Annotated in this window: 17 protein-coding genes; 9 read left to right on the plus strand and 8 right to left on the minus strand. The window is 69.1% G+C overall.

The window, feature by feature from the left end:
* Positions 1-27: 27 nt before the first annotated feature.
* The 5 genes from ACSR87_RS04270 to ACSR87_RS04290 form a co-directional block, all read right to left on the minus strand.
* Positions 28-825, minus strand: a complete 798-nt coding sequence (locus tag ACSR87_RS04270; RefSeq protein WP_498529629.1) for a YqcI/YcgG family protein — start codon at positions 823-825, stop codon at positions 28-30.
* A gap of 116 nt (positions 826-941) precedes the next feature.
* Positions 942-1,439 carry a GNAT family N-acetyltransferase gene (locus ACSR87_RS04275; protein ID WP_498529630.1) on the minus strand — a complete coding sequence of 166 codons (498 nt, stop codon included), beginning with the start codon at positions 1,437-1,439 and terminating at the stop codon, positions 942-944.
* Positions 1,440-1,514: 75 nt separating this feature from the next.
* Positions 1,515-1,799: an amphi-Trp domain-containing protein gene (locus ACSR87_RS04280; RefSeq protein WP_008575447.1), complete on the minus strand. Its 285-nt coding sequence runs from the start codon at positions 1,797-1,799 to the stop codon at positions 1,515-1,517.
* Positions 1,800-1,869: 70 nt separating this feature from the next.
* Complete coding sequence (locus tag ACSR87_RS04285; RefSeq protein WP_498529631.1) at positions 1,870-3,369, minus strand: sodium:solute symporter family protein; 1,500 nt, start codon at positions 3,367-3,369, stop codon at positions 1,870-1,872.
* On the minus strand, positions 3,369-3,584 hold the full coding sequence (locus ACSR87_RS04290; RefSeq protein ID WP_498529632.1) for a DUF3311 domain-containing protein: 216 nt from the start codon (positions 3,582-3,584) through the stop codon (positions 3,369-3,371). The genes ACSR87_RS04285 and ACSR87_RS04290 overlap by 1 nt, the downstream gene beginning before the upstream one ends.
* A gap of 217 nt (positions 3,585-3,801) precedes the next feature.
* Between ACSR87_RS04290 and ACSR87_RS04295 the strand changes: the two genes are divergently transcribed.
* Positions 3,802-4,551: a sugar phosphate isomerase/epimerase family protein gene (locus tag ACSR87_RS04295; RefSeq protein WP_498531029.1), complete on the plus strand. Its 750-nt coding sequence runs from the start codon at positions 3,802-3,804 to the stop codon at positions 4,549-4,551.
* A gap of 213 nt (positions 4,552-4,764) precedes the next feature.
* A complete protein-coding gene (gene dnaG, locus ACSR87_RS04300) occupies positions 4,765-6,183 on the plus strand; it encodes a DNA primase DnaG (RefSeq protein WP_498529633.1) in 1,419 nt (472 codons plus the stop codon).
* A 62-nt stretch (positions 6,184-6,245) separates the two neighbouring features.
* Here the strand turns inward: dnaG and ACSR87_RS04305 are convergent, their stop codons facing one another.
* Positions 6,246-6,662, minus strand: coding sequence for a GNAT family N-acetyltransferase (locus ACSR87_RS04305; RefSeq protein WP_008575440.1), 417 nt, complete (start codon positions 6,660-6,662; stop codon positions 6,246-6,248).
* A gap of 35 nt (positions 6,663-6,697) precedes the next feature.
* Positions 6,698-8,011: a DUF92 domain-containing protein gene (locus ACSR87_RS04310; RefSeq protein ID WP_498529634.1), complete on the minus strand. Its 1,314-nt coding sequence runs from the start codon at positions 8,009-8,011 to the stop codon at positions 6,698-6,700.
* A gap of 148 nt (positions 8,012-8,159) precedes the next feature.
* Between ACSR87_RS04310 and ACSR87_RS04315 the strand changes: the two genes are divergently transcribed.
* From ACSR87_RS04315 to ACSR87_RS04325, 3 genes are all read left to right on the plus strand, one after another.
* Positions 8,160-8,768, plus strand: a complete 609-nt coding sequence (locus ACSR87_RS04315; RefSeq protein WP_498529635.1) for an undecaprenyl diphosphate synthase family protein — start codon at positions 8,160-8,162, stop codon at positions 8,766-8,768.
* 106 nt (positions 8,769-8,874) lie between these two features.
* A complete protein-coding gene (locus ACSR87_RS04320) occupies positions 8,875-9,243 on the plus strand; it encodes an Rz1 protein precursor-related protein (RefSeq protein WP_498529636.1) in 369 nt (122 codons plus the stop codon).
* A 70-nt stretch (positions 9,244-9,313) separates the two neighbouring features.
* A complete protein-coding gene (locus tag ACSR87_RS04325) occupies positions 9,314-10,675 on the plus strand; it encodes a serpin family protein (RefSeq protein ID WP_498529637.1) in 1,362 nt (453 codons plus the stop codon).
* A 27-nt stretch (positions 10,676-10,702) separates the two neighbouring features.
* Here ACSR87_RS04325 and uppS read toward each other — a convergent pair whose 3' ends face one another.
* The gene (uppS, locus tag ACSR87_RS04330; RefSeq protein ID WP_498529638.1) at positions 10,703-11,632 is read right to left on the minus strand and encodes a polyprenyl diphosphate synthase; all 930 of its coding nucleotides are present in this window, start codon (positions 11,630-11,632) and stop codon (positions 10,703-10,705) included.
* Between the two features lie 108 nt (positions 11,633-11,740).
* Here uppS and ACSR87_RS04335 point away from each other — a divergent pair, with 108 nt between their 5' ends.
* The 4 genes from ACSR87_RS04335 to hemA all read left to right on the plus strand — a co-directional run bounded on the left by ACSR87_RS04335 (position 11,741) and on the right by hemA (position 15,421).
* A complete protein-coding gene (locus tag ACSR87_RS04335; protein WP_498529639.1) occupies positions 11,741-12,139 on the plus strand; it encodes a DUF5778 family protein in 399 nt (132 codons plus the stop codon).
* 180 nt (positions 12,140-12,319) lie between these two features.
* Entirely contained in the window at positions 12,320-13,381 is a 1,062-nt protein-coding gene (gene ahbB, locus ACSR87_RS04340; RefSeq protein WP_498529640.1) for a siroheme decarboxylase subunit beta, read from the plus strand.
* A gap of 1 nt (position 13,382) precedes the next feature.
* Entirely contained in the window at positions 13,383-14,030 is a 648-nt protein-coding gene (locus ACSR87_RS04345; protein WP_405311158.1) for a precorrin-2 dehydrogenase/sirohydrochlorin ferrochelatase family protein, read from the plus strand.
* On the plus strand, positions 14,027-15,421 hold the full coding sequence (hemA, locus tag ACSR87_RS04350) for a glutamyl-tRNA reductase (RefSeq protein WP_498529641.1): 1,395 nt from the start codon (positions 14,027-14,029) through the stop codon (positions 15,419-15,421). The genes ACSR87_RS04345 and hemA overlap by 4 nt, the downstream gene beginning before the upstream one ends.
* Positions 15,422-15,464: the final 43 nt, after the last annotated feature.

The following is a 15,464-nucleotide window of genomic DNA, read 5'->3' on the forward strand; positions in this document are numbered from 1 at the left end:
GCTCGCCCTTCGAATCGGACCCCGCCATCAGTCGTCCGCCGGGGCCGTCGGCACCTTCGGGTGCTCGCGGGTGATGCGAATCGGGCACTCGTCGGGCGCTTGCGACTCGTCGGCGGAGAACATGTACTGCGGCCACTCGCGGTCGCCCTCGACGCCCCAGTCGCCGAGGTCGGCGTGGGGGCAGACGCCGTCGTACTCCTCGATGCGGCCCTGAATGACCTCGCGGGCCTGCTGTCCGGCCTCGGTGTCGGCGGTGATACCGTCGAACAGCGCGCGGGGCTGGAAGGTGATTTCGAGGCCCCACGGGCAGTAGCGGCTGATTCGCTCGTCGTAGAACGGCGCGCGGGTGGTCGGGAACATCGGCTCGCCGCCGAAGGAGAACTCCCACGTCGGGTCGTCGGGGTCGGTCGGGATGTCCGCGGGCCACGGCTCCGGGTCGTTGACGTGGAGGAACTGGAGGATGTGCCAGAGATGTTCGTGGTAGTCGGCCTCGGTGAGGTCCTCCGCCGGCGGCTTGAAGAACGTGACGAGCGAACACGCCTCGGAGTAGTCCGGATAGACGTCGAGATATTCGAGGAGGGTGTCGCGGAGCGCCAACAGCGCGTCCTTGTCGGTCATCGAATCCACGAAGGTGTAGAGGGCGTCGCCGTTTCGCTCCGACTCGATGCCGAAGTAACACGGGAACGGCGCGCCGTCGCGGTCGCCGAGCATCGTCTCGCGGAACGTCTCGTAGTGCTGTCTCGCCCAGTCGGGGAGGTCGCCGTCGTCGAGGCGGCGGCGGAGCACGTCCTGCTCCATGAGCACTTGGTGACCCGACTCGTTCATGCGCGCTAATTGGATTCGGCGGCTTTGAGGGTTCGGGTTCGCGGGGCGAACACGACCCTCGGAGCGGCGGATGACGACCCGCCGCTCCGCTCGCGGCGCGGCCGTCAGTCCCGCCCTCAGAGCGTGCGGTCGAGTTTCAGATATCGCGTCTCGTACCCCATCGACTCGTAACACGACCGGGCGGCGTCGTTGTCGGCGTGGACGCTCAGCGCGGCGCGCTCGCAGCCGCGGTCGCGGCCCCACTCGTGGGCCCGTTCGAGGAGTTCCGTGCCGACGCCCTCGCCCCGCGCCTCGGGCGCGACGTAGAGGTCTTTCACCTTGGCGACCGACCCGCGGGCGAACACCGGCGGCGACTCGGACGCGGTGACGGTGACGTAGCCGCGGAGGTCGTCGATGGCGTCGGCCTCCGCACCCGCGTCCGCGACGGCGACGAACGTCTGAACGCCCTCGTCATCCACCTGCTCGGCCCGGTAGTCGAGCGCCTCGGCGCGGGCGTCAACGTCCTCGGCCAGCGCGTCGTAGTCGTCGACCTCGCCCATCTCCGCGGCGAACGGGAGCCACAGGTCGTCCACCAGCGCGTCCACCTCGTCGGCCTGAAGCGGTCGAATTCCCATGAGTCACCGACGACTCGCGGCGGTGTCAAAAGAGTAACTATATTTGGCGGTTGCCGGCGGCGGGTGTCGACCGCCTCACTCGATTTCGAGGCCGCCCACGTCGGCGTCGTCGCTCGCGCCCTCGTCCCACTCCAGTTCGAACTCGATGCTCAGTTCGTAGGGACCGCCGGCGGGGCCCTCGCGTTCGGCTTTCACCTCGAACGTCGGCGACGCGGGCGGTTCCATCGTGACCGTCTGGTCGCCGGCTTTCAGCGTAATCGGCTCGCCCGCGTCGAGTTTGTCGGCGACGGTGCGGAGGTACGACGCGATTTCGGCGCGGGCCTGTCGGTTCTCGGACTCGAACAGCACTTCTTCGGGCATGGAGTGGAGTGTTACTCGCGCAGGAAGATAAGGTTCGTTGCGGAGCAGCGCGGACCGGCGCGACCCGGCGTCAGTCGGCCCGGAGGCCGTCGGTGAACCGGGACTGGTTCTCCTCGGGCGCGGCGGCGGTCATCGCGGAGACGCCGACGGTCAGAAGCGCCGACAGCGCCATCCCCCAGAGGGCGTAGTCCCACGTCAAGTAGGTCGCGCCGAACAGCGTCACGGAGCCGACTTCGACCGCGGGGACGAACACGTGCGCGAGGTAGAACGCCTGCGAGCCGAGGATGCCGGCGAACATGCCCGTCCGGGTCGTCTTCGCCCAGTAGAGCGCGACGATGACCGGCAGGGCCATCTGGGCGAACCCGCCGAAGGCGGTGTCGCCGACGGAGACGAGCGTGCCGGGCCGGAACAGGCTGGCGACGAAGGTGAGCGTAGCGAACAGGGCGACGCCGATGCGGGCCAGCCACGCCTCGCGGGCGTCGCTCGCGTCGGGGTTGACGAACGGCCGGTAGAGGTCGCGGGTGAAGTACGACGACCCCGAGAGGAGCATCGAGTCCGACGACGACATCATCGCGGCCATCGCGCCGGCGACGACGAGCGCGGCGAACCACACCGGCGTGTACTCGTTGAGGAGCACCGGGAGGACGTTCGCGCCCTCGGGGACGGCGACGCCGAGGCCGGCGGCCCACGTACCGAGGATGAACGCGGGCACGAACAGCAGGACGACGAGGACGGGCCACAGGGCGAACGAGCGCTTGAGGACCGCGCCCGACTTGGCGACGAAGAAGCGCTGGTTTATCTGCGGGAACATCGCCACGCCGAAGGCGATGGTGACGGCCGACGAGATGATGAACTGCGGCGAGTAGAGGCCGCCGCCGAGCGCGAGGAACTCGGGTTTGTTGGTCGCGAGGGCGTTCGACAGCGCCGTGGGGCCGCCGGCCGCGGCGGCGACCCAGCCGACCGCAATCCAGACGACGCCGAGCATGAACAGCCCTTGGAGGGTGTCGGTCCACGCGACCCCGCGGAGGCCCGCGATGACGACGTAGGCAATCATGAACACGGTGATGCCGGCCGCGCCGGCCCAGTAGGGAACCATCCCGTTCGTCAGGCCGACGATGGCCTCGCCCGCGCCCATCTGCTGGAGCATCACGTACGGGAACAGCCAAAACAGGCTGATGCCGGCGACGACGGCGCGCAGGCGGGTCGAGCCGAAGCGGTCACCGAGCATCTCGCCGAGGGTGACGTAGCCGTGGGCGCGGCCGACGAGCCACTGCTTGTAGCCGACGACGTACCAGAGGATGGCGAACAGCACGCCGTCCATAGCACCCATCACGAGAATCCATTCGGGGCCGGCGCGGTAGGCGAGGTCGGGGCCGCCGAAGAACGTGAAGGCCGAGAGCAGCGTCGCAAACGTCGTAAACAGGAGGACGACGGTCCCGATGGAGCGACCGGCGAGGTAGTAGTCCTCCGCGTCGCGACTGGTCAGGCGGTAGGCGAGGAGGCCGACCGCGAGCGCGACCACGAGGTACGCGCCGACGACGCCGAGTTGGATACCGAGCGCCGAGACCATCAGCGACCCTCCCCGACGATGCCGCGGTCCCACGCCGTCCGGGTGAACAGGTGGAAGACGACGGCGGTCAGCCCCATCCAACCGATGTGCCACCAGAGCCACAGCGGCAGACCGGCGAAGACCCTGCTGTCGCCCCAGAGGAACCACGGAACGGCGAACGTCACGAGGATTGCGAAGACGGCAATCCACCGATAGTCGGTACGCACTCGCGTCATTCGTAGGAACGATAATCGATAATGATGCGTAAATCTTACTCTATCGACCTACGTTGCCCCTGATTGAAGAACTATTTTCTTCAACGCCGGGTGTCGAACGACAGTGTTCTCCCCGTGTCGCGGTCGCGTCGCGGGTGGCGGAGCGGCGGTCCCGTCGGTCGGCCACGACGGACCGAGCGCCGAAACAGTTTCCAGCGGCGCGAACGAGCGGACGCACATGAACTTCGGCATCCAGCTCTACTCGCTTCGAGACCTCGACGAGTCGACCGCGGCGCTCGTGCGCCGCGCCGCGGACGCCGGCTTCGACGGCGTGGAGTTCGCGGGCGTCGACGACGCGGCGGCGGTCCGCGCGGCCCTCGACGACACCGGGGTCGGCGCACCCGCCGCCCACGTCCCCATCGAGGAGCTCGAAGCCGACCTCGACGCGGTCTGTGAACGCTACGGCGCGCTCGGCGTCGAGACGCTCGTGGTGCCGTTCCTGCCGCCGGAGGCGTTCGCCGACGCCGACGCGGTCGACGAGACCGCACACCGGCTGGACGACCTGACCGCGAAGTGCGACGACCGAGGCGTCAGACTGCTCTATCACAACCACGACCACGAACTCGTCACGGTCGAGGGCGAACCCGCGCTCGACCGGCTCGCCGAGGAGTCGGGAATCGGCTTCGAACTCGACCTCGCGTGGATTCTCGCCGCCGGCTACGACCCCGTCGCGTACATCGACCGCTACGCCGACCGAACCCCGGTCGTCCACCTGAAAGACGTGGTACTCGACGCCGACGCGGAACGCGGCGGGCGACCCGTATCGCTCGGCGAGGGCGAACTGGACATCGACCGCTGTCTCGCGGCCGCCGGCGACACCTCCGTCGAGTGGGCCGTCGTCGAACACGACTTCCCCGACGAGCCCGCGGCGTTCTGCCGGGACGCCGGCGAGTTCGTCGCGGCGTACCGAACTGAGGAGGAGGCGTAACGAATCGGGCGGTCGGCGGCGGCGGACGGAACGCGGGGATTCGCCGGCGAGGGTGCGGATTTCGGGGACGAGACGAACGACTAACTGACGTTCGAATCGTCGGCCACGATAGATATTTCCCTCGGGCGCAACTTATATAATGACGTTCGTGGGTTCCGCCCATGACGCCATCACAATCATCACATCACCACCCCCAGCGGGGTGACTTCACCAATGGACGACACTTCAAAATATCTCATTCACGCTTCCATCTCCGCCGACGGGGTCGTCGAACGGAGCGACGTCGTCGGGGCCGTCTTCGGGCAGACCGAGGGCCTCCTCGGCGACGAACTCGACCTCCGCGACCTCCAACAGTCCTCCAAGGTCGGTCGGATAGACGTACAGATAGACTCGGAAAACGGCCACTCGTTCGGCCAGATGACCATCGCCAGCAGCCTCGACAAGGCCGAGACGGCCATCCTCGCGGCCTCGCTGGAGACGCTGACCCGCGTCGGTCCCTGCCAGGCCGTCATCGAGGTCACGAACATCGAGGACGTGCGCGAGGCCAAGCGCCGGATGGTCGTCGAGCGCGCCAAGGAACTCCTCGCGGAGTCGTTCGACGACACCGTGATGTCTTCGACGGAAATCCTCGAAGCGGTCAAAGAGAGCGTCCGCGTCGAGGATATCACCGAGTACCAGGGCCTCCCGGCAGGCCCCCGCGTCGCCGATTCCGACGCCATCATCGTCGTCGAGGGACGCGCCGACGTGCTCACCCTCCTCCGCTACGGCATCAAAAACGCCGTCGCCGTCGAGGGAACGAACGTCCCCGACGCGGTCGCCGGCCTCACCCAAGAGCGGACCGTCACGGCGTTCCTCGACGGCGACCGCGGCGGCGAACTCATCCTGCGGGAACTCTCGCAGGTCGGCGACGTTGATTACGTCGCGTTCGCGCCCGACGGCCGGTCGGTCGAGGACCTCGACCGCGCGTCGGTCGTCCGCGCCCTCCGGAACAAGGTCGCGCTCTCGTCGCTTCCGGACGACGGCGACGGGGACTTCCGGGCCGCCGTCGCCGCCGCCAACGGGACGGAGGCGGGGGAGGCCCCGACGGACCCTCACACGGAGTCGCCGACGACTGAGGCGTCGTCGACTCCACCCGCAGACGGCCCCATCAACGGGTCGGCCGACACGGTCACCGACCCCACCGCCGAGGGCGGTAACGGTGGCGCTGTCGCGGTCGAGCGGCCCGCGGACGCCGCGAGCGAGAACGCGGCGGCCGACGGCGACGCCGCCGACGCGGAGGTGTTCACCGAGTCCGAGGTCGAAGCCGTCGCCGAGGCGGTCGACCCCGCCGACGAGCGACCCTCGCTCACCGACCACGTGCAGGCGGTCATCGCCGACGAGAGCGGCATGGCACGCCTCCTGAACGACGGCCTCGACATCGACGACGAGGTTGCGGTCGAGAAGGTCTACGACACCGTCGAGTACGCCGACCCCGCCCCGGCAATCGTCGTCGTCGACGGCGAGGCGAGTCAGAAACTCGTCGATATCGCGGCCCAGCGCGGCGTCGGGCACGTCGTGGCCCGCTCGGCCGGCGAGTACGTCAAAAAGCCCGTCAGCGTCCGCGTCAGAACCGCGGACCAGCTCCTCGACTGAAGCGACTGAAGACCCGACGGGACAAGCCACACCGCGACATCGACCGAGGCGACCGGCCGCAATCAGTCGAGGACGAGCCGAAGCCCGTCGTCGCCGTCGAACGCGTCGGGAATTCGGGCGTCCCGCCGGAACCCGAGTGCTTCGTAGCAGGCGCGCGCGCCGTCGTTCTCCGGATGGACCAGCAACGTGAGCGGCGCGTCAGCCGCGTCAGCGCCCGAGCGGTGCGCATCGCGGAAGGCTTCCACGAGCGCGGTGGCGCGGCCTTCGCGCCGGTGGTCCGGCGAGACGGCGAGTTCGGTCAGATGCGCGCCGACGCCGAGCAAGTAGCCGACCGGCCGGTCGTCGGCGTCGACGGCGACGAGCAGCGTGCCGACGGCGGGCCATGCGTCCAAGAGGTCGGGCGACGGATGGGAGACGAGTCGCTGGAGCGACTCGACGGCCGGCAGGTCGGTGTCGCGGGCGGGTCGAACGCCCGTCACGTCGGCGCCGCCCCCGTCACGGCCGAGTCCCCCCGTCACAGCGGAATCCAGACGATGACCGCGCCCAGCGCGCCGGCGAACGTGGCGAGGAAGTTGACCGCCTGATTGCCGAGGCCGGCCCCTTCGACCGTCGCGCCGAGGAGGCTATCGACGGTCATGCCGACGAGGCCGCCGGCGAGAATCGCGATAGCGGCCGTCTGAGCCGGAATGGGGAGCACCAGCACACTCACGCCGGCCACGAAGGCAGCGCCCACCGCGCCGGCGACCTCGCCCTGCCACGTCACCGCGCCGTCGGTCCCCGCCGGGACGGGCTTGAGCGAGGTGATGAGCCGCGGCTGGTCGAACAGCCCGCCGATTTCGCTGGAGAGGGTGTCGCTCATCGCGGCGGCGGCCGACCCGGCGAACGCGAGGACGAGCAGGTCGCTGACGAAGGGGTAGCCGAGGGTTTGCGCCGCGGCGTAACCGACGACGGAGACGAGCGAGACGCCCGAGTTGCCGAGGACGTTGCCGGTGCCGCGAGCGCCGTCGTTGTCCTCGGCGACGCCGCGTTCGGCCTTGCTGTCGTACCGGAACTTAGTGGCGAGCGCGCCGACGCCGAAGAAGGAGACGAGCACGAGCGCCCAGCCGAAGCCGCCGAAGACGACCGCGAAGAGGAGGAGGAGCACGCCGGTTATCATGCCGGCGACGGAGGCCGTCCCGAGGGCGTAGGCCGCGTAGCCGAGCGCGACCGTGAGAGCGAGCGCGACGCCGGTTTGCGTCGGTGACACCGGCCCCGCGAGCACCTCGACGCCCCAGAGGACGAGCCCGATAGAGAGCATGACGAGCGGGTCGTCGCGCTCGTAGAGGACCGTCCGGAGCACCGCGCCGACGAGGCCGCCGACGGCCGCGAGCAGGATGAATCGGGCGAAGAGCATCGCGTCCCCCGTCAGCGACGCGATGGCCGCCTGTCCCGCCGTGCCGGCGAGGACCGCGGCCGCGACGAAGCCCGCCGCGCGAAGCGACTCGTCGGACGTTCTCGAATCCACCAGTCGCGCGCCGAGGTTGCCGTAGGCGAGTATCAACACCGCGGCGGCGAACACCGAAAGCGGCATCGTGACGCGCGGGACCGTCGCCAAGAGGGCGAGGCCGGTCGCGGCCAGCGCGAACCCGGCGAGCCCGTTGAGCCGGCCGTCCTGCCGGTCGCCGGGGCGCGCGAACAGCTCGAACAGCGGGCCGTCGTCGACGACGAACGCCGCCAAGAGCGCGACTGCGGCGAAGGGCGCGAACGCGGCCGCGCCGAGACCGGGGGCCGCGAGGGCCAACGTCCCGACGACCGCGAACCCGCCCGCTCGCCGTACCGTGGAAGTCACACCATTCGGTATCCCCGACGCGCACTTAACCCTCCCGACATCACCGACGACCGCACAACCGCGGGTCTGCGGGCCGGTGCCGAGGAGCGGAATCTCGGGTCGACACCGAACCCGAAGCGTTAGGAGAATCGCCGCGAGAACGACTCCCGTGGGACTGTACGACTCCTATCTCGCCCTCCGGTTCCGCCTCGACGACGCCGACGCCCCCGAGCACGTCGCGCTCGTCATCACCGAGCGCGACCTGCTGGAACAGGGCGCGTACGACACGCTCGAAGCGTTCGTCGGCTGGGCGTTCGAGTTCGGAAGCGACCGCGTCACCATCTCCGTGAGCGTCCTCGACGAGGCGGTCGTCCCGACGCTCGCCCGCGAACTCCGCGACCTCGACGTTCCGCACCGGGTCGAGCTCCGCGAACCGGGCGACACCGAGCGCGCCGACGCCCCCGTACAGGTCAGTATCGGCCTCGGCGGGAAACGCGAGTTCGCGTCGGTCGTCCGGTCGCTGGCCGGGGAGGTCGACGAGGGCGCGCTCGACCCCGACGACATCGACGCCGCGGACATCGAACGGCGACTCGTGTTCCCCGACGAACCCGACTTCGTGGTCAAGACGGGCGCGGAGCGCCTGTCGGACTTCATGATTTGGCAGTCCGTCTACGCCGAACTCTACTTCACCGACGTGAACTGGCGGGACTTCAGGAAGCGGGACTACCTGCGGGCGTTGCGGGACTATCAGGACCGTCAGCGGAGATTCGGCCGGTAGGGCGAATCGCGTGGCGGCGTTGCCGACCGCTCTGGCACGCGGCCACATCGCCGACACACCCTCCTCACCCGCACAGATATAGTGACTGAATATCAACACGAACCCAATGCCCTCCACCTCATCTGAGCGAACCGACCTCCTCCCGCCGCCACCGCCGCCCAGTGAGTGGCTCGAAGACGGGCACGTCCTCTTCGCGCTCTCGCTGTTGCTCATTCTCTGGCTTAATCGGCCCGCCCCGCCGGACTGGGCGTGGGCGCTCGTCGGCGTCGCTATCGTCCCGCCGTGGCTGTTCCTCGAATCGCACTACGACGACTGGCGCTCGTGGGTTCCGGCCGTCGCCTACATCGGGATGATGCTGGTGTTGTGGCCCCGGCAGGAAGCCGAGTTCGTCGCCGTCGTGCTCGGGCAGAGCGCCACGCTACTGGCGTGGTTCTGCTGGCGGACGTTCCGACGGCGGGTTCGACCGCCGGCGTGACCCCTGCGGTCTCTCAAACCGCCGTTTGTGCTTACAGAAGACATATTGTTAGACCGCTGAACATTCCGGCATGAACCGCCGCGAGATGCTGGCGCTGTCGGGCGCGCTCGCCGCCGCGACGATAGCCGGCTGTACGGGCGATGGGCAGTCGTCCGCGGAGACCGAGACCGGGACGACGGCCACCGCAACCGCGACCACGGACACGCCGACAGAGACCCCGAACGACGAACCGCCGACCGGCGAACCGAGCGTGGACGACGAGCGACTCGCCGCGCTCGCGGCCGGCAACGCCGAGTTCGCCCTCGACCTGCACAGACAGGTCGCGTCCGAACAGGGCGGCAACCAGTTCCTCTCGCCGTACAGCATCTCCGTCGCGCTGGCGATGACCTACGCGGGCGCTCGCGGAACGACCCGCGAACAGATGGAAGCGACGCTCCACTACACGCTCGGGGAGGACGTTCACCCGGCGTTCGCGGACCTACGGGCGGCGCTCGAAGCGCGGGAGACCGCTCAGGACCCGGTCGACGGCGACGAAGCCGACGCCTTCCGATTGGCCGTGGCGAACGCCCTGTGGGGGCGCGAAGGGTTCGCGTTCTCGGAAGCATTCCTCGACCGCCTCGACTCGAACTACGGGGCCGGGGTCCGGCGGGCCGACTTCGGCGGCGACCCGGACGGCGAGCGAGCGCGAATCAACGGGTGGGTGGCCGACCGGACGGAGGGCCGAATCGAGGACCTGCTTCCGGCGGGCTCCGTCACGCCCGACACGGCGCTCGTGCTCACCAACGCCATCTATTTCATGGCGCAGTGGGCCCACACGTTCGACCCCGAGGACACCGAAGACGGGACGTTCACCGCGCTGGACGGCTCCGAGTCGACGGTGCCGCTCATGCGGCAGGAACTCAAGGCGAACTACGTCGACCTCCCGAACGCGCAGGCCGTCGAACTGCCGTACGTCGGGCGAGACGTGTCGATGGTGTTGCTGCTCCCGGACGAAGGCGAGTTCGAGTCGTTCGAGCAAAGTCTGACCGCGAGCCGGCTGTTCGGCGTCTTCGAGGCGATGCGAGAGCGAATCGGGGACATCGTACTTCCGCGGTTCGAGTTCGAGACCGAGGTCCGACTCTCCGAGGCGCTGTCGAACCTCGGGATGTCCGCCGCGTTCGGTTCGGACGCCGACTTCGGCGGAATGACTGAGGGCGACGGCTCGGGCCTCGAAATCGACGAGGTGTTCCACAAATCGTTCGTCTCCGTGGACGAGGAGGGGACTGAGGCCGCGGCGGCGACGGGCGTCGTCGTCGAGTCGTCGCTCCCGCCGAGTTGGGGCGAACTCCGGTTCGACCGGCCGTTCCTGTTTTGCATCCGCGACAGACCGACGGACGCGATACTGTTCTACGGTCGCGTCGTCGACGCCGGGGCTGCGCAGGGCGACGAATAACGGTGAAAACAGCCCGAGCCGACCGACTCAGTCGGCCGTCTCGTCGGTCCGCTTCGCCAACTCGGCGGACACCTCGTCGGCCCCCGACGAGGGGAGTTGCTCGCGGAGGCGACCGGCGACGGTGCGGGCGTCCTCCAACTCGACTTCCGCGACGGCCCGAACGAGCGTGACGGCGCGCTCGGTCCGGGTGCGCTGCCACGACTGCTCTCTGGACTCGTAGGTGCGGATGCCGCGCAGGAAGTCGACCTTCGAGAACTCCGGCCAGTAGGGCGCACAGAAGTAGACGGCGGCCTCGTTGCCGTTGGCGTGCCACGGCAGGAAGTTCGAGGTGCGCTCGTCGCCGCCGGGGCGGATGATGAGGTCCACGTCGCGGACGGGCTTTCTGGACAGGCGGCGGTCGACCGCCGACACGTCCACCTCGTCGGGCGAGAGGTCGCCGCGCTCGACCGCCCGGCAGACGTCGCGGGCGGCCCCGAGGAGTTCCGCCCGCCCGCCGTACGCGAGGGCGATGTTGAGGGTGAAGCCGTCGTAGTCGGCGGTCCGGGACTCCGCGTACTCGACGGCGTCGCGGACGCGGTCGGGGAGCAGGTGGACCTCACCGATGGCGCGGACGGCGACCTCACTTTCGTGGACGCGGTCGGCGTCGGCGAACTCGTAGAGCTTGTCCTCGATGAGGTCGAAGAGGGGTTCGCGCTCGTGGTCCGGGCGGTCGAAGTTCTCGGTCGAGAAGGTGTACAGCGTCAGCTCCTCGATGCCGAGTTCCTCGCACCACGTCAACACGTCCTCGGTCGTCTGCGCGCCGGCCTTGTGGCCGTCGGGGGCGTCGTCGCCGTTCTTCCGAGCGTACCGGCGGTTGCCGTCCTGAATGATGGCGACGTGGGTCGGTCCGTCGTCTATCTCCCGGTCGAGCACCCGCTCGTAGGCGCGTCGAAAGCCGCGTCGGACCCACCCGAACATATACCGCCGGTCGTCTCCCGGGGCAATGTGTCTTGTGGGTTACACCGTCGCACGGTGCGGCGGGCGACGAATCGCCACCCGTTTGTATCTCCCCGAGAAGACTCGGACATGAGCGAGACCATCGACGAGGACCTCTACCAGCGGACCCTCGCGCTGCTCGAACCCGGCGATATCGAACTCGTCGGGGCCATCGTCCACACCGACCTCACCAGTCGCGAGGACCTGGAGATGCAGGAGCTGACCGTCGAAATCAACGATGTCATCGCGGAGCACGCGGGGAAGGGCGACGCGTGGATTTACGCCGGCAACGACGACACCGACTTCTCGTCGAACCAGTTCCAGGGCCTCTCCGTCGAGGACGACGAGTTCGTCTGGGAGTGCCAACAGCTCGTCCGCGACGGCACGTTCGACCTCGTGTTCTACTACGAGGCCATCGCCGACCAGGACGCCATCGTCGAGGGCCTCGAAGCGCTCGACGACGTCAACCGCGTCACGCCGGTTCCCTAAGTCGGCCCCCTGAGGCGGGCCGCGGCCCGTCGACGCTCGAACGTCCTTTTTTACCCCACGGGCCGGGCGCTCGCGCCGCCCGCGTCGAGCGTTCACGGACGGCTCGCCGGGCGTTCGGGTCTGTTCGCCGCGGTGAGAACAAGCGAGGTGTTTATCCGCCTCGCATCCCGAGTGACGCCCATGATACAGGCGGACGCGGACCTCTCTCGTCTCGACCGCGCCATCGTCAACGCCTTCCAGGGCGGCTTCCCCGTCGTCGAACGTCCCTTCGAGCCAGCGGCGGCCGCGCTCCGCGAGCGCGGGGTGGACGTGGCGGCGACCGACCTCTGCGAGCGGGTGCGGACGCTCGACGAGGAGGGCGTTCTCTCGCGGTTCGGCGCGCTCGTCAACGCCGAGGAAATCGGCGGCACGGCGACGCTCGTCGCCATGCACGCGCCGCCCGAGCGATTCGACGAGGTGGCCGAGCAGGTGAACGCCCACCGCGAGGTCGCGCACAACTACGAGCGCGAGCATCCCCACCTGAACATGTGGTTCGTCGTCTCGGTCGCCGACGAGTCGCGGGTCGCGGAGGTGCTCGGTGACATCGAAGACGAGACGGGCCAAACGACGTACAACATGCCCAAGCGCCACGAGTTCCACGTCGGCGCGAAGTTCCTGCTCGACGGTCCCATCTCGGACGGCGACCTCGACCTCTCGAACCTCGGCCCCGACGTGGAGCCGACGGACGCCCGAACGCTGACGCCCGACGAGCGCGACCTCGTCATGGAGATTCAGGGCGGCCTACCGATTACGGAGACGCCCTACGCCGACGTGGCGGCGGCCATCGGACAGGAGCCGTCGTGGGTGGTCGAGACCATCAAGCGGTTCAATCTGGAGGGGAAGGTCCGCCGCGTCGGCGTCATCCCGAACCACTACGCGCTCGGCTACTCGGAAAACGGGATGACCGTCTGGAACGTCCCCGACGACCTCGTGATGGAGGTCGGCCCCGAAATCGCCGCGCTGGACTTCGTCACACACTGCTACCGCCGGCCGCGACACGAGGGCGTCTGGCCGTACAACTTCTTCGCCATGACCCACGGCCGCTCCGAGGAGGAAAGCGAGGCCCGCATCGAGCAGGTGCGCGAGGTCATGAGCGACTACTGGGACGTGGGCGACGACGACTGGGACACCCTGTTTTCGACGCGCATCCTGAAGAAGACGGGAATCAGACTGGACGAACGAGCCGAGGCGAACACGGAGTGAGATGATTCCACTCGTCCACGACCTCTCCGACGAGACGGTCGTCGTCTTCGGCGGGGGGCCCGTCGGCGCGCGGAAGGCCCGCCGGTTCGCCCGCGAGGCGCGGACCGTCGTCGTCAGTCCCGCGTTCGCTGACCGCGACTTCGGCGACGCAGAACTCGTTCGGGCGGCCCCCGCGCCCGACGAGGTTGCCGACTGGGTCGAACGGTTCGCCCCGGCGCTCGTCGTCGCGGCGACCGACGACGACGACGTGAACGACGCGGTCGTCGCAGCCGCCCGAGACGCCGGCGCACTCGTCAACCGGGCCGACCGGAGCGGCGAGCGCGACGCGGGGAGCGTGGTCGTCCCGGCCACCGTCGAGGACGGCGACGTGTCGGTCGCGATTACGACCGGCGGGGCGAGTCCGGCGCTCTCGAAGCACCTCCGAGAGCGCGTCGAAGCCGAGTTGGCGGGTGCCGGCGAGATGGCCGCGTTGACCGCGGAGCTTCGGGCGGAGCTCAAGGCGTCCGACCGGTCGCCGGCCGAGCGCCGTGATGCGATTCGCGCGGTCGTGCGAGACCCGTCAGTTTGGAAGGCTTTACGTACCGGCGATGCAAATCCCCGCCAAGAGGCAGCGCGCGTGATACGAGACACACAGCGAGGTGATTCATGAGAGATTCGGGCGTCATCTCCGGTGTGAGCGTCGCCCACGACCGGGCCAGCGTTCGCGAGATAGAAGCCGCGTCGAGCGACGACGTTCAGACCGTCGTCGAGCGACTCCTCGCCCGCGACGGCGTCTCCGAGGCGTTTTCGCTCCAGACGTGTAACCGCGCCGAGGCGTACGTCGTCACCGACGACGCGGCCGACGGCCGTCGCGCGCTCGACGATTTCGCTCCCGACGTTCGAGACGGGAGCGTCCGCCACATGGACCACGAAGAGACCCTGCGCCACCTCATGCGCGTGGCGTCGGGGCTCGAATCGCTCGTCCTCGGCGAGGACCAGATTCTCGGACAGGTCAAAGCCGGCATCGAGGCCGCCCGCGAACAGGACGCCATCGGCCCGATGCTCGAAGACGCGCTCATGAAGGCCGTTCACGTCGGCGAGCGCGCCCGCAACGAAACGGCAATCAACGACGGGGCCGTCTCCCTCGGGAGCGCCGCCGTCCGGCTCGCGCGGGCCGAACTCGACGCCCCCATCGGCGAGGTGGACGCCCTCGTCGTCGGGGCCGGCGAGATGGGGACGCTCGCGACGAAGGCGCTCGCGTCGGTCGACGTGGGCGACCTCGTCGTCGCGAACCGGACGGTCGCCAACGCCCGCCACCTCGCCCGGGAGGTTCCGGGCGTCTCGACCGCCGCCGGACTGGGCAACCTCCGCGGTCGCCTCCGCGACGCCGACCTCGTCATCACAGCCACGAGCAGTCCCGACTACGTCGTCACACCGGAGCAGTTGGGCGACGCCGGCGAGACGATGCTCATCGACATCGCCCAACCGCGTGACGTGGACCCCGCCGCAGACGACCTCGGCGGCGTCCGCGTCCGCGACATCGACGATTTGGAGACGGTGACCGACCGGACCGCGGAGCGCCGCGAGCGCGCCGCCAGCGAGGTCGAGGCGATGATAGACGAGGAGTTCGACCGCCTGCTCGCCGCCTACAAGCGCAAGCGCGCCGACGAGGCCATCAGTTCGATGTACGAGGCCGCAGAGCACGTCAAGCGCCGCGAGGTGTCGACGGCGCTGTCGAAGCTCGAATCACAGGGCGACCTCACCGACGAGCAACGCGAGACGGTCGAGTCGCTCGCGGACGCGCTCGTCGGCCAAATCCTCGCCGCGCCGACCAAGAGCCTCCGCGACGCCGCCGGCGACGACGACTGGACGACCATCCAGACCGCCATGCAACTGTTCAACCCCGACTTCGGCGACCTCGGGGCGTCGGAGTCGGCCGGGCCGTCCGAGCCGTCCGGACCGTCGATCGAGTTTTCGGGTGAGCCGCCGGAGGACCTCGACCGCGAAGCGCTCGAAGGCGAGGTCCCGCGGCGCGTTCTCGAACAGCTCTCCGACGACTGACGGCGGCCGAAGCGGACGACGACCGAACCTTCTTATCCGAACG

This window comes from Haloferax sp. SDI50 (assembly GCF_059802635.1).